General features: G+C 67.7%; 17 protein-coding genes and 1 pseudogene. 6 read left to right on the top strand and 12 right to left on the bottom strand.

Going from position 1 to position 18,765, the window contains the following annotated elements:
- Positions 1 to 641: 641 nt before the first annotated feature.
- A complete protein-coding gene (locus AC2JAJ_RS07065; protein WP_486416368.1) occupies positions 642 to 1,568 on the top strand; it encodes an NAD(P)-dependent oxidoreductase in 927 nt (308 codons plus the stop codon).
- A gap of 1 nt (position 1,569) precedes the next feature.
- On the opposite strand, the gene AC2JAJ_RS07060 is transcribed toward AC2JAJ_RS07065, so the two are convergent.
- Entirely contained in the window at positions 1,570 to 2,676 is a 1,107-nt protein-coding gene (locus tag AC2JAJ_RS07060) for a GTP pyrophosphokinase (RefSeq protein WP_486416369.1), read from the bottom strand.
- 36 nt (positions 2,677 to 2,712) lie between these two features.
- A complete protein-coding gene (locus tag AC2JAJ_RS07055; protein ID WP_486416724.1) occupies positions 2,713 to 3,699 on the bottom strand; it encodes a LacI family DNA-binding transcriptional regulator in 987 nt (328 codons plus the stop codon).
- A 217-nt stretch (positions 3,700 to 3,916) separates the two neighbouring features.
- Between AC2JAJ_RS07055 and uriH the strand changes: the two genes are divergently transcribed.
- From uriH to AC2JAJ_RS07040, 3 genes are read left to right on the top strand one after another with little or no spacing between them, the layout of a single operon-like run.
- Positions 3,917 to 4,990: a uridine-preferring nucleoside hydrolase UriH gene (gene uriH / locus AC2JAJ_RS07050; protein WP_486416370.1), complete on the top strand. Its 1,074-nt coding sequence runs from the start codon at positions 3,917 to 3,919 to the stop codon at positions 4,988 to 4,990.
- Positions 4,991 to 6,421 carry a uridine transporter UriT gene (gene uriT, locus AC2JAJ_RS07045; protein ID WP_501053428.1) on the top strand — a complete coding sequence of 477 codons (1,431 nt, stop codon included), beginning with the start codon at positions 4,991 to 4,993 and terminating at the stop codon, positions 6,419 to 6,421.
- Positions 6,418 to 7,398 carry a ribokinase gene (locus AC2JAJ_RS07040; RefSeq protein ID WP_486416371.1) on the top strand — a complete coding sequence of 327 codons (981 nt, stop codon included), beginning with the start codon at positions 6,418 to 6,420 and terminating at the stop codon, positions 7,396 to 7,398. Before uriT ends, AC2JAJ_RS07040 begins: the two co-directional genes overlap by 4 nt.
- Positions 7,399 to 7,410: 12 nt before the next feature.
- Here the strand turns inward: AC2JAJ_RS07040 and AC2JAJ_RS07035 are convergent, their stop codons facing one another.
- The 5 genes from AC2JAJ_RS07035 to AC2JAJ_RS07015 all read right to left on the bottom strand — a co-directional run bounded on the left by AC2JAJ_RS07035 (position 7,411) and on the right by AC2JAJ_RS07015 (position 13,235).
- Positions 7,411 to 8,493, bottom strand: a complete 1,083-nt coding sequence (locus tag AC2JAJ_RS07035) for a LacI family DNA-binding transcriptional regulator (protein ID WP_486416372.1) — start codon at positions 8,491 to 8,493, stop codon at positions 7,411 to 7,413.
- Positions 8,494 to 8,530: 37 nt separating this feature from the next.
- The gene (locus tag AC2JAJ_RS07030) at positions 8,531 to 9,436 is read right to left on the bottom strand and encodes a carbohydrate ABC transporter permease (RefSeq protein WP_486416373.1); all 906 of its coding nucleotides are present in this window, start codon (positions 9,434 to 9,436) and stop codon (positions 8,531 to 8,533) included.
- On the bottom strand, positions 9,433 to 10,314 hold the full coding sequence (locus tag AC2JAJ_RS07025) for a carbohydrate ABC transporter permease (RefSeq protein ID WP_486416725.1): 882 nt from the start codon (positions 10,312 to 10,314) through the stop codon (positions 9,433 to 9,435). The genes AC2JAJ_RS07030 and AC2JAJ_RS07025 overlap by 4 nt, the downstream gene beginning before the upstream one ends.
- 70 nt (positions 10,315 to 10,384) lie before the next feature.
- Positions 10,385 to 11,719 carry an extracellular solute-binding protein gene (locus AC2JAJ_RS07020; protein WP_501053427.1) on the bottom strand — a complete coding sequence of 445 codons (1,335 nt, stop codon included), beginning with the start codon at positions 11,717 to 11,719 and terminating at the stop codon, positions 10,385 to 10,387.
- A gap of 64 nt (positions 11,720 to 11,783) precedes the next feature.
- Entirely contained in the window at positions 11,784 to 13,235 is a 1,452-nt protein-coding gene (locus AC2JAJ_RS07015) for a family 43 glycosylhydrolase (protein ID WP_486416374.1), read from the bottom strand.
- A 264-nt stretch (positions 13,236 to 13,499) separates the two neighbouring features.
- On the opposite strand from AC2JAJ_RS07015, the gene AC2JAJ_RS07010 reads away from it, so the two are divergent.
- Entirely contained in the window at positions 13,500 to 15,068 is a 1,569-nt protein-coding gene (locus AC2JAJ_RS07010) for a glycoside hydrolase family 32 protein (protein WP_486416726.1), read from the top strand.
- 5 nt (positions 15,069 to 15,073) lie between these two features.
- Here AC2JAJ_RS07010 and AC2JAJ_RS07005 read toward each other — a convergent pair whose 3' ends face one another.
- The 5 genes and pseudogenes from AC2JAJ_RS07005 to AC2JAJ_RS06985 all read right to left on the bottom strand — a co-directional run bounded on the left by AC2JAJ_RS07005 (position 15,074) and on the right by AC2JAJ_RS06985 (position 17,815).
- On the bottom strand, positions 15,074 to 15,463 hold the full coding sequence (locus AC2JAJ_RS07005) for a Rossmann-fold NAD(P)-binding domain-containing protein (RefSeq protein WP_501053488.1): 390 nt from the start codon (positions 15,461 to 15,463) through the stop codon (positions 15,074 to 15,076).
- Positions 15,464 to 15,614: 151 nt separating this feature from the next.
- A pseudogene (locus AC2JAJ_RS07000) lies at positions 15,615 to 15,815 on the bottom strand (SDR family NAD(P)-dependent oxidoreductase); the annotation flags it as partial.
- A 50-nt stretch (positions 15,816 to 15,865) separates the two neighbouring features.
- On the bottom strand, positions 15,866 to 16,066 hold the full coding sequence (locus tag AC2JAJ_RS06995) for a hypothetical protein (protein WP_486416375.1): 201 nt from the start codon (positions 16,064 to 16,066) through the stop codon (positions 15,866 to 15,868).
- 92 nt (positions 16,067 to 16,158) lie between these two features.
- Positions 16,159 to 17,037 carry a hypothetical protein gene (locus AC2JAJ_RS06990; protein ID WP_486416376.1) on the bottom strand — a complete coding sequence of 293 codons (879 nt, stop codon included), beginning with the start codon at positions 17,035 to 17,037 and terminating at the stop codon, positions 16,159 to 16,161.
- Positions 17,038 to 17,155: 118 nt separating this feature from the next.
- Positions 17,156 to 17,815 carry a cyclodeaminase/cyclohydrolase family protein gene (locus AC2JAJ_RS06985; protein WP_486416377.1) on the bottom strand — a complete coding sequence of 220 codons (660 nt, stop codon included), beginning with the start codon at positions 17,813 to 17,815 and terminating at the stop codon, positions 17,156 to 17,158.
- Positions 17,816 to 17,960: 145 nt separating this feature from the next.
- Here AC2JAJ_RS06985 and AC2JAJ_RS06980 point away from each other — a divergent pair, with 145 nt between their 5' ends.
- Positions 17,961 to 18,746, top strand: a complete 786-nt coding sequence (locus AC2JAJ_RS06980) for an alpha/beta hydrolase (RefSeq protein WP_486416378.1) — start codon at positions 17,961 to 17,963, stop codon at positions 18,744 to 18,746.
- The last annotated feature ends 19 nt before the right edge of the window (positions 18,747 to 18,765 follow it).

The raw sequence follows: 18,765 nt of genomic DNA, 5'->3' as shown, positions 1-18,765 counted from the left end.
AGCTAAGGCCTCCCGGAGCGGTCCTTCCCCGAGCCGGGATGCGTAAGATGCGAACACGGTTGCGCCGACGACCCTGGCGCTGTTCACGTGCAAGGGGTCGAGGTGGGGACCATCGGTTGGTCCCGGCCCGGGCCACGGGAAGGGCCATTTGCGGGGCCACGGCGTGCCGCACCAGTCATCTATCAGTTCACCCACCAGGCGTACGGGATCATCGCCGCGGATGTCGGCCTCGACCGCAAGCCGCACCAACTCGCGTGCCATCAATCCGGCTTCCAGCTGCAACCTCTCCTCCATCTCCTTCGGAGGCAGCGGCTGAGGGTTCAGGGCGACAGTATCGAATCTTTGCCGAATCAAGGGGCCATGTGGATGAATTGCATCCCATATTGCCGGGTGAATGCGCGCTATGTGACCGAGCAGAGTGCCGTAGTTCATGACCATCCTCCAAGACGAACGAACGGGCCGGACGCCAGGTGAGACGTCGAGCACTCCTGTCCGCCACGCTGCTCGCACCCCCAAACGGACCGGCTCGACATTCTCCAACGTCCTGCCACTGATGCAGCCCCGAACCTAGCCGTGGAGGCGTTACTGCAGCGTTACTCCCGTCCCGCAGGCGTGGACTCGGCCAGCCGCGAGTTTGTTGGATGCCCCCGGTAGAGTCAGAAGAAAAGGTCAGACATCTTAGGGAGAAGTTCATGACAACCACTCTGGCCGTCCTGGGAACCGGGATCATGGGCGCCGGCATGGCGCGCAACCTCGCCAAAACGGGCCTCGATGTGCGCGTGTGGAACCGCAACAGGGACCGGGCGGAACCGCTGGCGGAGGCAGGAGTGGTCATTGCGAATTCTCCCGCCGAGGCCGTCGCGGGCGCAGGCGTTGTGCTGACCATGCTCTTCGACGAGGCCGCGGTCGCCGAGGTTATGGCCGAGGCCCTGCCCGCTATGCCGAAAGGATCAATATGGGTCCAGAGCGGGACGCTCGGACTGGAAGCAACGGAGCGGCTGGCCGCCCACGCGGCTGCTGCCGGCATCGAGTTCGTCGACGCCCCCGTCATGGGGACCAAGCAGCCCGCGGAGGAAGGGAAGCTCATCATTCTTGCGGCCGGGCCAGGCCGGGTACGCGCCGCTCTTGAACCGGTCTTTGAGGCCATCGCTGCACGCACCGTCTGGGTGGGTGAGCGCCCGGGCGACGGGCACCGGCTCAAGCTGGTGGCGAACGCCTGGGTGGTCTCCCTCGTCGCGGCCGCAGCGCAGTCCATCGACCTCGCCGCACGCCTCGGCCTGGACCCCCAGCTCTTCCTGGACACGATCGCCGGCGGCGCCTCGGACAGCCAGTACGCCCAGACGAAGGGCCGGGCCATGCTCGGCGGCAACCTCGCCGCCAGCTTCCCGCTCGAAGGTGCCGCGAAGGACACCCAGCTCATCCTCGAAGCGATGGAGCAGTCCGGAACCCGCCCGGACCTCATGCAGGCAGTCGCGGGACTGTACGCCGATGCGCTCGCTGCCGGGCATGGCGGGGACGACCTCGCCGCCGTCGTGACGGCGTTCCGCCGCGGCCACGAGGCGGGGTAGCCTACTTCTTCGTCAGCCGGTACCGCTCGATCTGCCGCAGCCGCCGCAGGAGGCTGTCGCGCCGCGGGTGCGGGACGGCGTCGGCTGCTTCGGCGGTGAGGTCGATGTGCTTGGTGCCGTACTGCCACAGCAGCAGGTCATCCATCAGCCGGTCCGGGCCGGGGGAGTAGCGGTGGTCCAGGGCCCTGCGGACCTCTGTGATGCGGTTGGCACTGAGCAAACCGGCCAGCTGTACCGTCTGGTTGAGCCCGTGGGCGGCCAGGAGTTCGGCGGCCCAGCCCCAGTCGTCGTCCACCTTGCGGTCCACGTGCGGGAGCAGTGTGCGCCACACGTCCCGGATCCGGTTCGGCGTGAGCGGGGCCGCGCCCTCACCCTCCGTATCCCAGAAGCTTCGCACTTCCTCGTACCGTTCGTGCAGGTCCGCGAACGCTGACTCCACCGTCTCCAGCATTGCCGCGGTGGCCGTGAACTGCCGGTCGAAGTGCGGCGTCCAGGCCCTGGGGTCCTCGGCCTTGAACCGGATGTCGTGCTCAATTTCGCTCCACGCGTGGGCGAAGATGGTGCGGATCTGGCACTCGAAAAAGTAGCTGCCGTTGGGCTGCAGGTCCGGGTTGAAGACCTGCTGGTACTCCTTCACGGCTTCGTTCTGGATGGTCCGCAGGATCAGGTGCCGGCTCGAGTACCCGTACGTGCCGGACTCGATGGACCCGATGTCCTTCTCCCGGTCGCCGCGGCAGTCGAACAGCTGCCGCTGGCGCTTGATGATGTTGGCCACCGCGGCATTCTCCGCCGGCAGTTTGGTGATCACGCGGATGCCCACCATGTCATTGAGCGTCCGGAACGGATCCGGGAACTTCAGCAGCCGCGGCCCGCCCGGCTCCAGCGGCTCCTCGGTGCGGGAGATCTTCTCCTTGAACGATTCCACCGTCTTGGTCCGTCCGGTGACGAACAGCGGCGTCACCTCGGTGTCCTTGAGCATGTCGCGCAGGACCAGCAGGACGTCCCTGGTGACCAGCTTCAGGGCAGGCCGGACGCGCTCGTAGATCTCCACGTTGTGCTGCACGGACTCGCGCAGCGTTGCGTCCAGGCTTTCCCAGTTACTCGGCATAATCCCAAGCTTACGGCGGGGGTCCGACAGGAAGCCTTACGTTTCGTTCGACGTCGACCCGCGCACCACCAGCGAACTCTCCAGGGTCAGTTCCTCCTGCGCCAGAGCCTGCCCCTCCATCAGCCGGCGCAGCTGCTCCCCGGCCTTCAGTCCCAGCAGCTCTGCGGGCAGGTGCACACTCGTCAGGCCCGGGCTGCTGGTGGCGGAGTACGGCAGGTCATCGAACCCGGCCACCGCCAGCTGCTGCGGAATGCGGAGCCCCTCCACGCGCGCTTCCTGCAGCACACCGTAGGCATGGGTGTCGGTGGCGCAGACGACGGCGGTCACCCCCGCGCGCTGCCAGTCCGGCCAGGCGTCGGCGAAGGCAGCCGCGGCGGCGCCGACGTCGATGGTGGTGGCCGGAATGTGGTCCGGGTCCACCGCCATTCCCCGCGCGGCGGCCTCGGCAAGGAACGCATCGCGGCGGATGGTGAACGTAGCCGTCCCGGTCACGCTGTCCAGGTACGCCACGCGTTCGTGGCCCGCTCCGGCCAGGTGCGCCGCCAGCTCCCGGGCGCCGTGCGCAACGTCCAGGTTCACCGCCGGCGCGTACTTTTCCAGGCCGGGCGCGTCCAGCAGGACGAGCGGGCCTGCAACGGACAGGTCCGCCAGGAATCCGGCGTTCGGCGCGTCAACCAGCAGCCCCGCCGGTCGAAGGGACATCAGCTTCCGGACGTCGTCGGCCTTGGGGAACTCGCCGGAATCCGTGACAGACAGTAACAGCTGGTAGTTCGGCCCCAACGATTCCCGTACCCCGCCGATCACCTTGGCGAAGAAGGGGTTGGAAATGTCCGGCGCCACCAGGATCACGATCGAACTGACGCCTTTGGCCAGCGAACTGCCGATGCCGTCCACCACGTAGCCGAGTTCGGCGATGGCCTCCCGCACCCGGGAGATGTTGTCCTCGGACACGCGGCCCGCAGTCTTGCCGTTGGCCACCAGGGACACCGTGGCCACCGAAACCCCTGCCCGGGCGGCCACCATGGCTGCCGTGATCCGGCGGGGCCGGGCCCGCTGCTGCACCTGTTCCCCGGAATCCATACTTCGATCCTAGTCGCCGCACGGCTCTCCAGGAGCGGCAGGGCATCAAGCGTTTGACGTGCGGCAACACCAAGCCAACGTTAAGCGTTTGACGTAACGCACGAAACCCTGCCATGATCACTCCCGGAATACTGAACCCCTGCCTCCCGGGCAGGCCCCAATGACGTGGAGCACCATCGTGGAACCCAATCCCCAAGCGAACCAGCAAGAACCCCGGAAGATCATCCTGGACTGCGACCCCGGCCATGATGACGCCGTGGCCCTCCTGCTGGCACACGGCAACCCCAACATCGAACTGCTGGCCGTCACTACGGTGGTGGGCAACCAGACCCTCGAAAAAGTCACCCGCAACGCCCTGGCCGTCGGCACCATCGCCGGCGTCACCGGCGTCCCCTTCGCCGCCGGTTGCCCCCGCCCCCTCGTCCGCAGCATCGAAACCGCGCCGGACATCCACGGCGACAGCGGCATGGACGGCCCGGAACTCCCGCCGTCGAAAATCGAACTGGACCCGCGCCACGCGGTCGACCTCATCATCGACACCGTCATGGCGCACGAACCCGGCACCGTCACCCTCGTCCCCACCGCCGGCCTGACCAACATCGCCATGGCCGCCCGCAAGGAACCGCGCATCGTGGACCGCGTCAAGGAAGTGGTCCTCATGGGCGGCGGCTACCACGTGGGCAACTGGAGCGCCGTGGCCGAGTTCAACATCATCATCGACCCCGAGGCCGCGCACATCGTCTTCAACGAGAAGTGGCCCGTGGTGATGGTGGGCCTGGACCTCACGCACCAGGCGCTGGCCACCCCGGACGTCGTGGAAAAGATCGCCGCCATCGGCACCACGCCGGCTAAATTCGTCACCGAGTTGATGGACTTCTTCGCCCACACCTACAAGGACGCCCAGGGCTTCGACTACCCGCCCGTCCACGACCCCTGCGCCGTCGCCTACGTCATCGACCCCGGCATCGTCAGCACCCGCAAGGTGCCGGTCAATATCGAACTCCAGGGCAGCCTCACCCTGGGCATGACCGTCGCCGACTTCCGCGCCCCGGCGCCGGCCGACTGCCACACCAGCGTGGCCGTGGACCTGGACCAGGCACGGTTCTGGGAGCTGGTCACCGACGCGCTGGTACGCATCGGCGAACCGGGCACCGGCGACATGAACAACAAAGGCAACGCGTCCGACGTCGAGCTTAACGAAGGTGCCCGGCTCACCGCAGGAGGGGTCAAGTAGATGACGACCGCAACCCTGGCTGAAACCAAGACCGGCCGCGGCAACACCGCCGCCCTCATGACGGCGCTGCTGGCGGCCTGCGTGGCCTTCCAGCTCAACGCCTCCATGCTCAGCCCCGCCCTGGTGACCATGGGTGAGGAACTCAGGACCGACCAGGCCGTCATTGGCCTCTCCCAGACCTGGTTCTTCACCGCCGCCGCACTGTTCTCCCTGTTCCTGCCCCGGCTCAGCGACATCGTGGGCCGCAGAAAGGTCTTGGTGGGCATGATGCTGCTGATGGCCGTCGGCTCCGTCATCGCCGCCGTTGCGCCGGACGTCACCTGGCTCTTCGTGGGCCGCATCATCCAGGGCGTGAGCGGCCCCACCGTCCCGCTCTGCCTGATCATGCTGCGCTCCGCCGTCAGCAACCCCCGCAAGTACGGCACCCTGATGGGCCTCATCACCGCTGTCAACGGCGGTGTGGCCGGCGTCGATTCGTTTGTGGGCGGCTACTTCGCCGAGCACTTCGGCTTCCGCAGCATCTTCTGGCTCATGGTGGTCCTGGCCGTCGCGGCCACCGCCCTCATCCTGTTCCTCGCCGCCGAGAGCAGGCCGGCCGCCGGTACACGGATGGACTGGCCGGGCGTGTTCTTCATCGTCGTGGCCGTCGGCGCACTGCTGACCGCCCTGAACGAGGGCGCCAAGCTCGTTGCCGGATTTAACCCAGGCGTGCTGCTCCTTAGCCTGGTGCTGGTGCTCGTTTCAGCCGTGGCGTTCTTCGCCTTCTGGCGCACCGAACAGCGTGCCGCCCAGCCCATGGTGGAAACCCTGCACCTGCGCCAGCGTTCCACCTGGGCGCCGCTGCTCACCACCACGCTGACCATGACCGGCATCTTCGCCGTGATCAACGGCATTGTCCCCGCCTACGTGCAGGCCGCCGCTCCCGGCTTCGGCGTCGGCCCCACCGAGATGTCGCTGATCATCCTCACCCCGTACGCCCTGCTTGGCTGGGTGGTTGGTCCGCTCAGCGGAAAGCTGGCGCCCCTCCTCGGCTACACCAAGGTGCTGCGCATCGGCCTGCTGGGCAGCATCGCCGCGCTCGCCGTCGTCGCGTTCCTGGGCCTGGACAGCCTGCCGATGATGGTCGCCGGCACGGTCTTGCTGGGCATCATGTACGCCGGTACGGTCAACATCATGCTCAACGGACTCGGCGTTGTCCTCTCGCCCGCCGGCAACCCCGGCTTCCTGCCCGGCATGAACGCCGGCGCCTTCAACCTGGGCGCGGGCCTGAGCTTCCTCATCCTGCCCGCCGTGCTGGTGGCGACAACCTCACTCGGCGACGCGAAGGCCTCGTACCTCACCGTCGTGCTCGTCGGCCTTGCCCTGACCGTCGCCGCGTTCGCCGCGTCGCTGCTGATCCCCAAGCCCGTTGAAGCTGAGGTGGACGCATGAGTGCCGCGGCTTCCGGCAGCACTTCTCACGCCAGCACAGGCCGGATCGTCGTCGTCGGCTCCCTCAATGCCGACCTGACGATCTACTGCGAACGCCTTCCGCAGCCGGGCGAGACGGTGCACGGCAACGGGTTCGCCGTGAACCCCGGCGGCAAGAGCGCCAACCAGGCCGTGGCTGCGGGCCGGCTGGGCGGGCACGTGAGCCTGGTGGGTGCCGTGGGCGATGATCCCCACGGCGACATGCTCCTGGCGTCCGTGGCCGGCGCGGGCGTGGACGTAGGGCATGTGCGGACCTCCAGCGAGCCCACCGGTGTTGCCGTGATCGCCGTCGACGCCGGCGGTGAGAACAACATCATCATTTCCGCCGGTGCCAACGGGACGCTGTCCCCGAAGGACGTCGCGGAGGCCGCCGATGTGCTGGAGGCCGCCGCCGTGGTGAGCCTCTGCCTGGAAGTCGGCACGGAGACGGTGCTGGCCGCGGCGCAGGCAGGGCATGACGCCGGCGCGCAGGTTTTGCTGAACCTCTCGCCGTATGCGGAGATTCCCTCAGGGCTGGCCGGGTTGACCGACGTCCTGCTGGTGAACGCCCACGAGGCCGCGCTGTTCCTGGGTTCTTCGGTTCCGGGGGCCGACGCGCCCGCCGACAACTGGGATGCCGTGCGGGAGCGGTTTGCTGGGCGCGGCATCGAGCAGGTTGTGGTGACCTTGGGCTCGAAGGGTTCCGTGGTGCTGGACTCGCAGGCCCCCGCGGAAAGCCGCGTCACCTTCGTCCAGCCCACCACGGTTTCCGCAGTGGACACCACCGGCGCCGGGGATGCCTTCACCGGAGCGGTGGCCGTGCGGCTGGCCGCCGGTGATGCGCTCGCCGATGCCGCGGCGTTCGCTTCCGTGGCCGCGGCGATGGCGACCACCCGCAAAGGCACCCAGGCGGCATACCCGGAAGCGGCCGACGTCGAACGCCACCTCCGCACGTCCTAGCAGCGGATGAGCCTAAGCGTGCGCCCGGACCTGCACTGAGGCCCGTTCCACCGGCGGGCAGTGGATGCGGGCCGGCCCGTCGGCGGCGGCGTCGATCCCCAGCAGCATCCGCACGCCCGCGGCCCCCAGTTCGTAGTGCGGCAATGCCACCGTGGACAGCGGCGGGCGGAGGTGCGCGGCGATGACCTCCTGGTTGTCGAAGCCCACCACCGCCATATCGTCCGGGATGGACAGGCCGCGCTCGCGGAGGCCGTCGTACAGGCCCATCGCCATCCGGTCGTTGTAGCAGTACACCGCGGAGGCTCCGCGCTTCAGCAACCCGGCGGTAGCCAGGTAGCCGCCCTCCTGGTCCGGATAAGCCTCCATCACCAGGTCCGGGTCGAACGGGATGCCCGCATTCTCCAGCGCCTCCCGGTACCCCTGCAGCCGCCCGTCCTTGGCCGGGGCCGGAATGGTGGCGTTGATGAAGGCGATCCGCCGGTGGCCGTGGGCCAGGAGGATTTCCGTGGCGGAGCGGCCGCCCTGGACCTCGTCCGGGACCACCGCGCGTGCCCCCTGCTCGCCGGAGAAGCAGTTCACCAGCACAAAGTCCGCTTCCCGCAGCGGTGCGGGGACATCGGTCTGGCGGTGGAACCACGTGGAGTACAGGATCCCCCGCACCTTGTACTCCAGCATCATGCTGATGGCGTCCCGCTCCAGCTCGCTGTTCCCCTCGGTGTTGGCGATCAGGAGCGCGTAGCCGTGCTTCCACGCTTCATCCTGGGCGCCGTGGATAATCTGGCCGGCGAAAGGGGTGGTGGCGACGCCGTCGGCCACCAGCCCAATGAACTTCGAGGTTCCGCTGACCAGGGTCTTCGCCATCGCGTTGGGCCGGTAGCCCAGGGCACGGATGGCGTCCTTGACCCGCTGGCGGGTTTCCTCCGCGATCCGGGCGTCCTTCTTCTTGTTGACCACCAGGGACACAGTGGCCGTTGACACTCCGGCGGCTTCCGCCACTTCGCGGAGGGTCACCGGATGGGCCCGCTCCGGCGCTTTCGGCGAGGGGCTGCCCGGCCCGGCCGCGGACTGATCCGCGGCATTCTCCTTTGAACTCATCTGCCCTCCTTCAGGAGTATATCCAGCGGCCGGCGTGTCATCCCTTGGTCGCCCCGCTTTCAAGGCCCTGGATCATGGCCTTGTTGAGCACCAGGAACACCAGCAGCAGCGGGGTGATGGTGACGCACACGGCGGCGAACGTGGCCGTCCAGTCCACCTTGCCCATGGCGCCGATGTAGTTCTGCAGGCCCAAGGGGATGGTCTTCAGCTCCTCGGACAGGACAAAGGTGTTGGCGAAGATGAAGTCGTTCCAGATGAAGATGCTGTTGACCAGCACCACGGTGACCACCGTGTTCAGGGACAGCGGCAGCGTGATCAGCCCGAAGATCCGGTACGGTCCCGCCCCGTCCAGGGACGCGGCCTCGTACGTTTCCTTGGGGATGTACTCATAGAAAGAGGAGAACAGGTACACGGACATGGGCAGGGAGAACCCGGCCAGCGGGATGATCATCGACTGGTAGGTGTCCAGCAGGTCCACCTTCGAGTAGTCGATGAACAGCGGGACCAGGGCGATCTGGACCGGCACGATGATGCCGATCAGGAACAGCCCACGGACCAGTTTGCTGAACCGGAAGCCCAGCACCTGGATGGCGTAGGCGGCCATCATGCCCAGCAGGACGATCAGGACGTTCGCGCCCATGGTCACCACGAAGCTGTTGAGGATGTTCTGTCCCAGGTTGCCGGTCTCAAACGCCCTGGCGTAGTTCTCCCACGTCAGTGAGCCGGGCAGGGCGAACGGGTCCCCGGTGGCGAAGTCGTGCTCGCTGCGCAGGCTGGTGAGGAACAGCCACGCGAGCGGGTACACCTGCACGATCACGATCAGCATGACCAGCACGCGGGACAAGGTGTGGAACAGGTCCGGGCGGCGCTTGCGGCGCCGGGGAGCCGGCCTGGACGGTACGGCGGCGGATGGCCGGGTGGGCGGAGCTGCCTGGATGGTCATGCGTCTGCCTTCCGCTTGAGCAGGAACAGGATGAGGCCGACGGCCACGAGGCACTCGACCACGATGAACACCGAGATGGTGCTCGCGTAACCGAAGTCCGTGCTGGTGAATGCCGTCTTGTACATGTAGGTGGTGAGCAGCTCGGAGGACTGTCCCGGGCCGCCGTTGGTCATCAGGTAGGGGATGTCGAAGCCCCGCAGGCCGTAGGTGGTGGCCATGATGGTGGTGGTGATCCAGACCGGGCGGATATAGGGGAAGCGGATCTTGGTGAACAGGGTCCACCGGGAGGCGCCATCCAGGACCGCCGCCTCCTCCAGTTCCTTGGGCACCGCGAGCAGCGCCGCATAGATGATGAGCATGTAGAGCCCGGTGAAGCGCCAGCCTTCAGGTGCCGAGACGGCGGCCAGCACCGTGTTCACGTCCGAGAGCCAGGGGCGTTCCAGGCTGCCCAGGCCAACCCACGCGAACAGCTGGTTGAGCAGGCCCACCGGCTCCAGCGAGTAGATCCGCACGAACAGGAAGGCGATGGCCACCGTGGAGATCACGGCCGGCAGCAGGTAGAGGGTCTTGACCAGTTCCCGGCCCCGGCGGAGCGAGGTGAGGAGGCTGGCCACCACCAGGGCGCCGCCGAGCTGCAGGACCAGGCAGATGGCCAGGTAGACCAGGGCGTTCGCGAAGGCCCGCCAGAAGATGTCGTCACCGGTGAACATCCGGAGGTAGTTGGCCAGGCCCACGAACTCCATGTCGCTGATGCCGTTCCACGAAAAGAAGCTCAGGAACAGGGACTGGAGGATGGGGAACAGGACCGCTGCGCCGTAGAGCAGCAGCGGCGGGAGCAGGAAGACCAGGACGGAGGTCCTCGATCTGTTGGGAAGCATCCGGGTGGGTTGCATGGCGGGGCCTTTCGGGCGGGGGAGCGCTGGGATCCCCCGCCGCGGTGGTTGCTGGTTACTTGAAGAACTTCGGGGCGTTCTGGGCGATGGTGTTGTCCATCGTTTCGGTGAACTGCTGGGGCGTGATCTCGCCCTGCACCAGGAGGACGAGCTCCTGCTGCAGCCGGGTGTTGGTGGTGGGGTCCAGCTGGGTGTCCCACGGCATGGCCTGCTTGGAGCCGAGGTCCTTGGCCTGGTCCAGGGCCTTCCGGTACAGCGGGGTGGCATTGGCCGGGACGGTAGTCTCGACGTCGGTGGTGGGGGAAAGGGCGCCGGTGGCCGCGTATTCAGCGGGGTACTTCTCCAGGGCGAACTTTAGGAAGTCGCTCACCAGCGGGTCGTAGGTCTTGGCGTTCACGGCCATGCCGATGCCCGACGGCGAGACGAACTCGTTCGCCGCCGTCACCGATCCGGCGGTGGTGGGCAGGGTGAAGAAGTCGACGTCGTTGCGGACGGCGGGGTTCAGCTTGTCGGTGGCCAGGCTGGACAGCTCCCACGTGCCGATGTTGTACATGGCCGCCTGTCCGGACGTGAACTGGTTCTGCGCGTCGGAGTAGCCCTGGGCGGAGAAGCCGTCCTGGAAGCACTTGGCCTTGCCCAGTTCCGCCATCCAGTTGACGGTTTTCTGGCCCGCGGCGTCCGCGAACTTGGCTTCGCCCTTCTTCAGTTTCTGCACAAACTCCGGGCCGGCCGCGCGGAACGGCTGGTAGGCGACGTACCGTTCCAGCGGCCACTGGTCCTGGCCATCGATGGCGATGGGCGTGACGCCGGCGCTGCGCAGGGCGGTGCACATGGCCGGGATGTCGTCGAGCGACTTCGGCACTGACACGCCGGCCTTGGCGAACAGGGCCTTGTTGTACCAGATGTATTCGAGCTCGTACTGGAACGGCACCATGTACAGCGAACCGTCGTCGAAGCGCTGGTAGTCCAGGGCGCCGGGGCGGTATTTGTCGTAGATTCCCAGCGTCTTCAGGAGCTTTTCGGCGTCGAGCATCTTGCCCTGCTTGGCCAGCTGCTGCGCGAACGGCGTTGCGTCGGTGTCGAACAGTTCGGGCAGCTTATTGGCGGCGGCAAGGGTCTCGAGCTTCTGGATGTAGGAGGGCCGGTCCGGGGTGGTGATCAGGTTCAGCGCGAAGCCCGGGTGGTCCTTGGCGTAGTCGTCGGCCAGCTTCTTCATGATGTTGATGACGGCGCCGTCGGCGGGCCGCGACAGCAGCCAGGAGATCTCCCGGGGCTTGATCTCGCCGGTGGGGGCCACGTTGGAGGAATTGGTGGAGCCTCCGCCCCCGCAGCCGGTGAGGGCAAGGGCGGCAACAGCTGCGACGGCGGCAGCGCGGAACAGGTTTTTCATAGCGGCAATCTCCCTTGATTGGAGCGGATCTTTGGGTGGGTCGGGTGGATCGGAAAGGTGGTATTCAGTTGTCGGTGCGCTTGCGTACTTCGAAATCGGTGATAGTGACTGAGCCTTCGCCGGCGAAGACGCCTATTCCGCCGGTGGGAAGGTCATAGATCCGGGTGCTGAGGGCCACCTGGCGGTCCACGACGGCGACGCACAGGTCCCCGTCGACCACCACTTCCAGCGTGTGGGGGCCCGGAGGCAGGTGGCAGGGGCGTTCGAGCTCGACGGCGAACGGGACGTCTCCGGAGACATGCCACTGGGCGTCACCGGTGACGGCGCGGGGCCATCGGTCGAAGACCATGCGGCCACGCTTCGGTTCGAGCCGGACGATGTAGGAGTGGTCACCGTCCGGGGTGGCGCGCAGCAGCATCCCGCATTCGGTGGTGCCGGGCTCGATGTCCAGCACTGCCCGGGCGTAGAACTGCGTGGGCATGTCGTCGTCCGGGACGACGGCCGTGTACCCGTCCGGGACGTCCAGCCGGAGGGGCAGGCTTTCGGAGAGGGGCTGGCCGCCCACCTTCAGGGGCACCCCGTCCCAGAAGCTGTCCACCAGCTCGTCAGCAAAGCCGAACGCCAACGTCCCGTCGGCGTTCTGCCGCGCCTCCAAAACGGCCATGGTGCCCGCCCACTGCCAGGCGCCGTCGTCGGAATTCCCTTCCTTGCTGGCAATCCAGCCGAAGAAGAAGCGGCGGCCGTCCCGCTCCGCGGTCTTTGAGGCGTAGAAAGCGCGCCCGTCGATGCTGTCCAGGACGGGGACCGTCCAGGGGCCCGTGGGACTCTTGGCCATGCGGTACCGGGTGGTGAAGGTTTCGGAGAATTCGGAATAGACCATGTACCACCAGCCACCCCACTGGAAGACATCCGGGCATTCGTGGGTGATGTAGCGGCGGGGATCCCAGAAGGGCTCCGTGTGCGTCCATGCCATGAGGTCGGTGGAGACGCATTGCGCGATCACGCCGCGGCGCCTTTCCGGGCCTTCCGAGTGCCGGGCGGCCAGGAGCATGCGCCACAGGCCGGCGTCCTCGTCGCGGAAGACGAAGGGGTCCCGCCAGTCCGCCGACTCGTATCCGTCCGGGGCACCGAAGGTGAGTTCCGGGTGTTTGGTCCAGGTGCCCATGCCGTCCGTGCTGGTGGCGTGCATGACCAACTGCAACGGCAGCCCGTCCGCCCCCAGGCGGGCGGGATTTTGGCCGGTGTAGAAGAGGTGGTGGATGCCGGACTCGTCGGTGACGATGCTGCCGGTGTAGCAGTTGAAATCCGGATCCTCGGTGGTTCCGTGGGGGAGGGCCACGCCATGGTCCTGGAACTGGATGAGGTCCTTGGTGGTGACCAGGTTCCACGCGGTGCCCGGTTTGGGCTCGCCGCGGACCTCGTGGAGGTAGAACAGCTGGAACTCCCCGTCTTTCTGGAAGGGGATCAGGTCGCCCACCCAGGCATCGGCGGGCTGGAAGAAGACTGGATAGCTCATCGGCGTTGATGTCTTTCTGCTAAAGCGTTTGATCACCACGAAGGTAGCGCGGAAAAGCCTGGTGATCAAGCGTTTTAGCAAAGATATTTTTCAGTTGCGGCCGGGAGGTTCCCATTTTGCTGAAAAGCTTGACCGGTCCGGCAGGCCCCGGGTATCTTCTCCTGCTTAAGCGCTTAATCAACAGAAGGATTCCGCGGGACCAGAGAGGGTTCCGCCGATCCCGGGCGCCCGGCGATGACGCCATCCCATGAGAGGAAGTCGATGATGACCCATGCCGTATCCCGCCGCCATGTCCTGCAGGGCACCGGAGCAGGAGCCCTCGCCCTGCTCGGCAGCGCCACCAGGCGCCCCGCCCCTGCCAAAGCGCAGAATTCCCTGCGTGCGCACTTCCATATGACGCCACCGTCGGGCTGGCTCTGCGATCCGCAGCGCCCGGTGTACGTTGGTGGCGCCCACCACCTGTACTACCTGCACTCCAGCACCAACAACGGGCAGGGCGGCTGGGACCACGCCACCACCACGGACGGAGTGGCCTTCAGCCACCAGGGCGTCGCGTTGCCGCTGCAGCCGGCCTTTCCCGTCTGGTCCGGATCGGCAGTGGTGGACACCGCCAATTGCGCGGGCTTCGGCGCGGGTGCCATCATCGCGCTCGCCACCCAGCCCACGGACGGGATCCGCAAGTACCAGGAGCAGTATCTTTACTGGTCAACCGACGGCGGATACACTTTCACCGCCCTGCCGGCTCCGGTGATTCCCAATACTGACGGGCGGGCTGCCACCACGCAGGCGGAGATCGACAACGCGGAGTGGTTCCGCGACCCGAAGATCCACTGGGATGCGGCCCGCAACGAGTGGGTGTGCGTCATCGGACGTGCCCGGTATGCCGCCTTCTACACGTCTGCCAACCTGCGGGACTGGCAACTGCAGCGCAATTTCGACTATCCGAACCACGCGCTGGGGGGCATCGAGTGCCCCGACCTCTTCGAGATGACAGCCGGCGACGGGACGCGGCACTGGGTGCTTGGCGCCAGCATGGATGCCTACAGCATTGGGCTGCCCATGACCTACGCCTACTGGACGGGGACGTGGGACGGCGGCCAGTTCCTCGCCGACGACGTGGACAACCCGCAGTGGCTGGACTGGGGCTGGGACTGGTACGCGGCGGTGACGTGGCCCTCGCCGGAGGACCCGGACACGCGGCGGTATGCGGTGGCCTGGATGAACAACTGGAAGTACGCTGCCCGCGATGTGCCCACCGACGCCACCGACGGGTACAACGGGCAGAACTCGATCGTCCGGGAGCTGCGGCTGGAACGCCAGCCAGGCGGCTGGTACAGCCTCCTGAGCACTCCGGTTGCCGCGCTCGCCGGGTATGCCACCTCCACCACGGTGCTCCCCGACCGGACAGTGGATGGAAGCGCCGTCCTGCCGTGGAGTGGCCGGGCCTACGAGCTGGAGCTTGATATCTCCTGGGACGCAGCCGCCAACGTGGGGGTGTCCGTGGGCCGCTCCGCGGACGGGTCGCGGCACACGAACATCGGCAAGTACGGAGCCGACCTGTATGTGGACCGGGCCCCCTCGGACCTGGCCGGGTACTCGCTGGTGCCGCACACACAGGCCGCGGCTCCCATTGATCCGGCTGCCCGGTCGGTGCACCTGCGCATCTTCGTGGACATGCAAAGCGTGGAAGTGTTCGTCAACGGCGGGCATACCGTGCTCTCACAGCAGGTGCATTTTGCCGACGGCGACACCGGAATCTCCTTCTACACAGACGGCGGTCCCGCGACCTTCTCCGGAATCACCATCAGGGAATTCGCGGCGACTGTCGCCTGACCGCGTTAGCCCAGCCCGTCCAGCGTCACGCCTGTGTGCTCCGCGAGCTGCGCCAGCAGTGCATCCTGGAACCTTGGGTCGGTGGCTGCCGGGTGCGGCTTTTGCCGGTGCTGGTGGTACCAATAGCCGCCGCTGGCCAGCGCGGCCGGGTCGTCGCTGGTGGCCAGCCACTCCTGCGTGCGGTGGCCCAGTTCCAGGTTGTCCGGTGCTGACCGGCCGCCCATCCTCGTGGGCACCCAGCCGGGGTCGACGGCGTTGCTGGCGACGTGCGGCACCAGCCGGGCCACCGCTGCCGACAGGGCAGTGACGTGCAGCTTCGTGGTGGAGTAGGAGGCCGTCGTCGTCCGTCCTGACCAGTCCAGGCCGTCCAGGCCGGTGTCCCCGCCGCGGTGCATGCCGCTGCTCAGGTAGATGCAGCCGGCGCGGCCCGGGGATGAGGGCGGTCAGCAGGTACGGGGCGACGACGTTGACCGGCAGCAGGGCCGGGCCGTCCAGGATTCCCGCGTTGTGGATGACCGCGTCGATACCGCCGATCCCGTTGGCCTCGTCTGCGATCTGACGGAGCTCCTCCAGCAGCGCGAGGTCCCCGATGAGGCACTGCGCACCCTGGTCCAGCAGGTGTTGCACGGCGGGGATCCGCCGGGAAGACCGTGCGTGCACGATCACCTCGTGCCCGTCCCGCAGGAGCGACGCCGCGGCCGCCCGGCCCAGGCCGTCGGTGGATCCGGTGATGAAGACCCGTGCCATGCGCAGCCCTCCTGTTCGTGGATGTGACCCCACGCTACTCCAGGACCGGCTCAAGGCCGTTTCCGGCGAAGGAACAGCGTCAGCAGTACCCCGAAGGCCAGGAACAACAGGCCCACTGCCAGCTTCCCGGTATCGACGCCGGCGCCTCCCGGCCCGCCGTCAGCTGCGTTGGCGGCGGCACCACCCAAGACCAAGAGGCCGCCTGCGAAAGCGGTACCGAGCAGGCACGTACGGATGTTGCGATGCATCATGGGAAGTTCTCCTGAAAGTTGGTTTGGGCCGGCTGTGCAGCCCGGGAATCGGCTCGTATCCCGCGATCAAGGGACGCGGGTAAGGGCCTCAACTAGTCAGGAGAAGAACCGGGGTCGAAGGACACCGGTGCGGGGGGAGCGAGCAAACGGCCTTGGGCGGCGGTGCCAGCCACTGCAGCAGGGAATCGATGCGGGCAGATCCAAGCAGGCGCCGCGGGGTCATTGCCACCGGATGGGTTGCTTCCGCCAGCGGCACCGGGCACGGCAGGCGACGGGTCCGACGGCGTGCGGGACGGGGCGTCGCCCGGGCCCGCCCCTGGGGCCAGGGCCGTTGCGGCTCCAGGCCTCAGCCGCGGGTCGCAGGCAAAGCCGGTGTTGGGCATGCGGTGGCTGGGGGAAGGGGCGACGATTTCGGGGCCGGCATTCGCCGGCTGCGGTTCGGCCGCCCGGGAAGGCGGGTCCCCACCCGGCAGCGGGATGCCGGCAGGAAGGGCAGGCGCCGCCGCCGGGGGAGCTGCCGGGGTGACCGCGGGCAGGGGGACAGCGTTGATGACCGGGTCAAGGACAGGCTGAAGGGGTTCGAGGACTGCGCCGGCAACGGGAACAGCGGTCCCCACTGTCCCGCCGACGATGCGGTCCGCGGCGTCAACGGTGTCCACGGAGGGGTCCACCACTGCCGCCACCGTTCCTGCCGGCACGGCGGTGTTGGCCGCCGGAACAGTCTGCACCAGCTGGTCGTCCACACCGGTGCCCGGTTCTGCTGCCGCCGGTTCCAGGACGTCCCCGGCCTGATGGGTGGCGGTGCTGCTGACTGAGCTCCACGTGGATCCGGCAGCTTCCAGGAGTGGGTCGCCGGAGGTGGATGAGTCGGCCGACGCGCCCGTGGCGGACAGGGCCACCCACGAGGCAGCGGCGGCCACGGCGATCAGCAGGGGGCGAAGGAAGGCCCAAGCGCTGAGTTTTGACTTCACTTAGTACGCCTCCCCCAGGCTTAGGTGCAATCAGTGCTATCCACCATAGGCGCAGGTCAGAGGCAGAGTCCAAGCGGCTGGACTAACAGGGAACGTGGCCCCCAGTGCCCGGCACAGGTCAGGCGGCGTCCGTCGGGGCAGCGCGGTGGTCGATGTCTGCGGCCAGGGTGTCGATGCGGTCCATGGCCGCGTTGAGTTTTTCGACGGCGGCCCACAGCTCCGGCTGCTGCTCCCGGACCTGCTCCAGGCTGGTTCCGGCCGAGCGGAGCGACCCGAGGTCGAAGCTGACATTGGTGCGTGCACCTGCCACCGCGGCACGGAGGGCGCCGAAGGCGACGACGACGTCTGCAACCAGCGCACGGTTGCCGTTGGTTGCGAGCCAGGCGAGGTCGTCAATGGCCTCGATGGCGCGTTCGCCCAGGACCGCGGAGGAGGCGGCGGCATCCAGGGAGGCGTTGCGGATGGCTTCATCCCGCTCCGGCCCCGGCTCAAGGCGGAACGCCGCCCCGAACGCTTTGGAGGCGGACGCATCGTCATCAGCCAGTCGCAGGGCTTCCCGGCGCAGCGCCCGGGCGCGGTCCCGGATCCGGCGCGGCCCCCCGCCGTCGTCCCTGCCGCTGTCTTCGCTGTAGCCGGCGACCATCGAGGTCAGCGACGCCGCCACCGCCAGCATCAGGCCCGTGCCTGCCCCGCCGCCGGGCGACCCCGTGGACTCCGCCAGCGCGCGCGTCCATTCCTCAACCGTCGAATCCTGGGTGGTCACTTCAGGCTTATCCATAAGAGGAAGCGTGCCCACACATGCCCCCAGCTAAACGCCGGACGGACAAGAAGGCTACGTCCCGCGCAAACTGGCCCAGTTTTCGGCGCCCTGACCCCGAAAGTCCGGGGCATCTTCGCCGGTCCGGCCGATAAAGTGGGCCACTGTGACGCAACGCCACCGCTATGACTACGGCCCCGACCCCAGCCAGTGGGGCGAACTGTTCCTGCCGGACGTTCCAGCCGGAGCCACGCACCACGGCGTCGTGGTGGTGATCCACGGCGGCTATTGGCGCTCCACGTACGGTGCAGAGCTGGGCGAGCCGCTGGCGGGAGACCTGGCGGAACACGGCATGGCTGCCTGGAACCTGGAGTACCGCCGGGCGGGCAACGGCGGGGGCTGGCCGGGCACGTTCCGGGACATCCTCGCGGGCATCGATAAGCTCGCCGCGCTCGCGGAACCGCACGCGCTGGACCTGGGCAAAGTGGTGGCGCTGGGGCACTCTGCCGGCGGCCACCTGGCGGTCTGGGCGGCAGGGCGGGGCCGGTTGGGTGAGCTGGCCGGGGAGCTCCAGGACCTTGACGACGGCGTCCGCCCCACCGGGGTGGTGAGCCAGTCCGGCGTCCTTAACCTGGCCGAGGCCGAACGCCTGAACCTCAGCAATGGCGCGGTGGCCAACCTGCTGGGCGGCCCGTCGTCGGAATTCCCCGAACGGTACCGCTGCGCCGACCCCATGGCCGCGCTGCCGCTGGACGTTCCGGTCTACGCCGTCCATGCCGAGGACGACGAGGACGTGCCGCCCAGCATGTCCACCACGTACGTGGACGCCAGCCGCGCAGGTGGCGTGCCGGCGGAGCTGGTCCTGGTTCCGGGCGACCATTTCTCCCTGATCGACATCACCGCCGAAGCATATGTGACGTGCCGGGAGCTGGTGGGACGGCTGCTGCGCTGACACGAACTGCTGGCGCGGG

The sequence above is a fragment of the Arthrobacter sp. MOO21 genome (assembly GCF_057369995.2).
The sequence above is the reverse complement of the archived record's forward strand: the minus strand, read 5'-3'. Positions and strand labels throughout refer to the sequence as shown.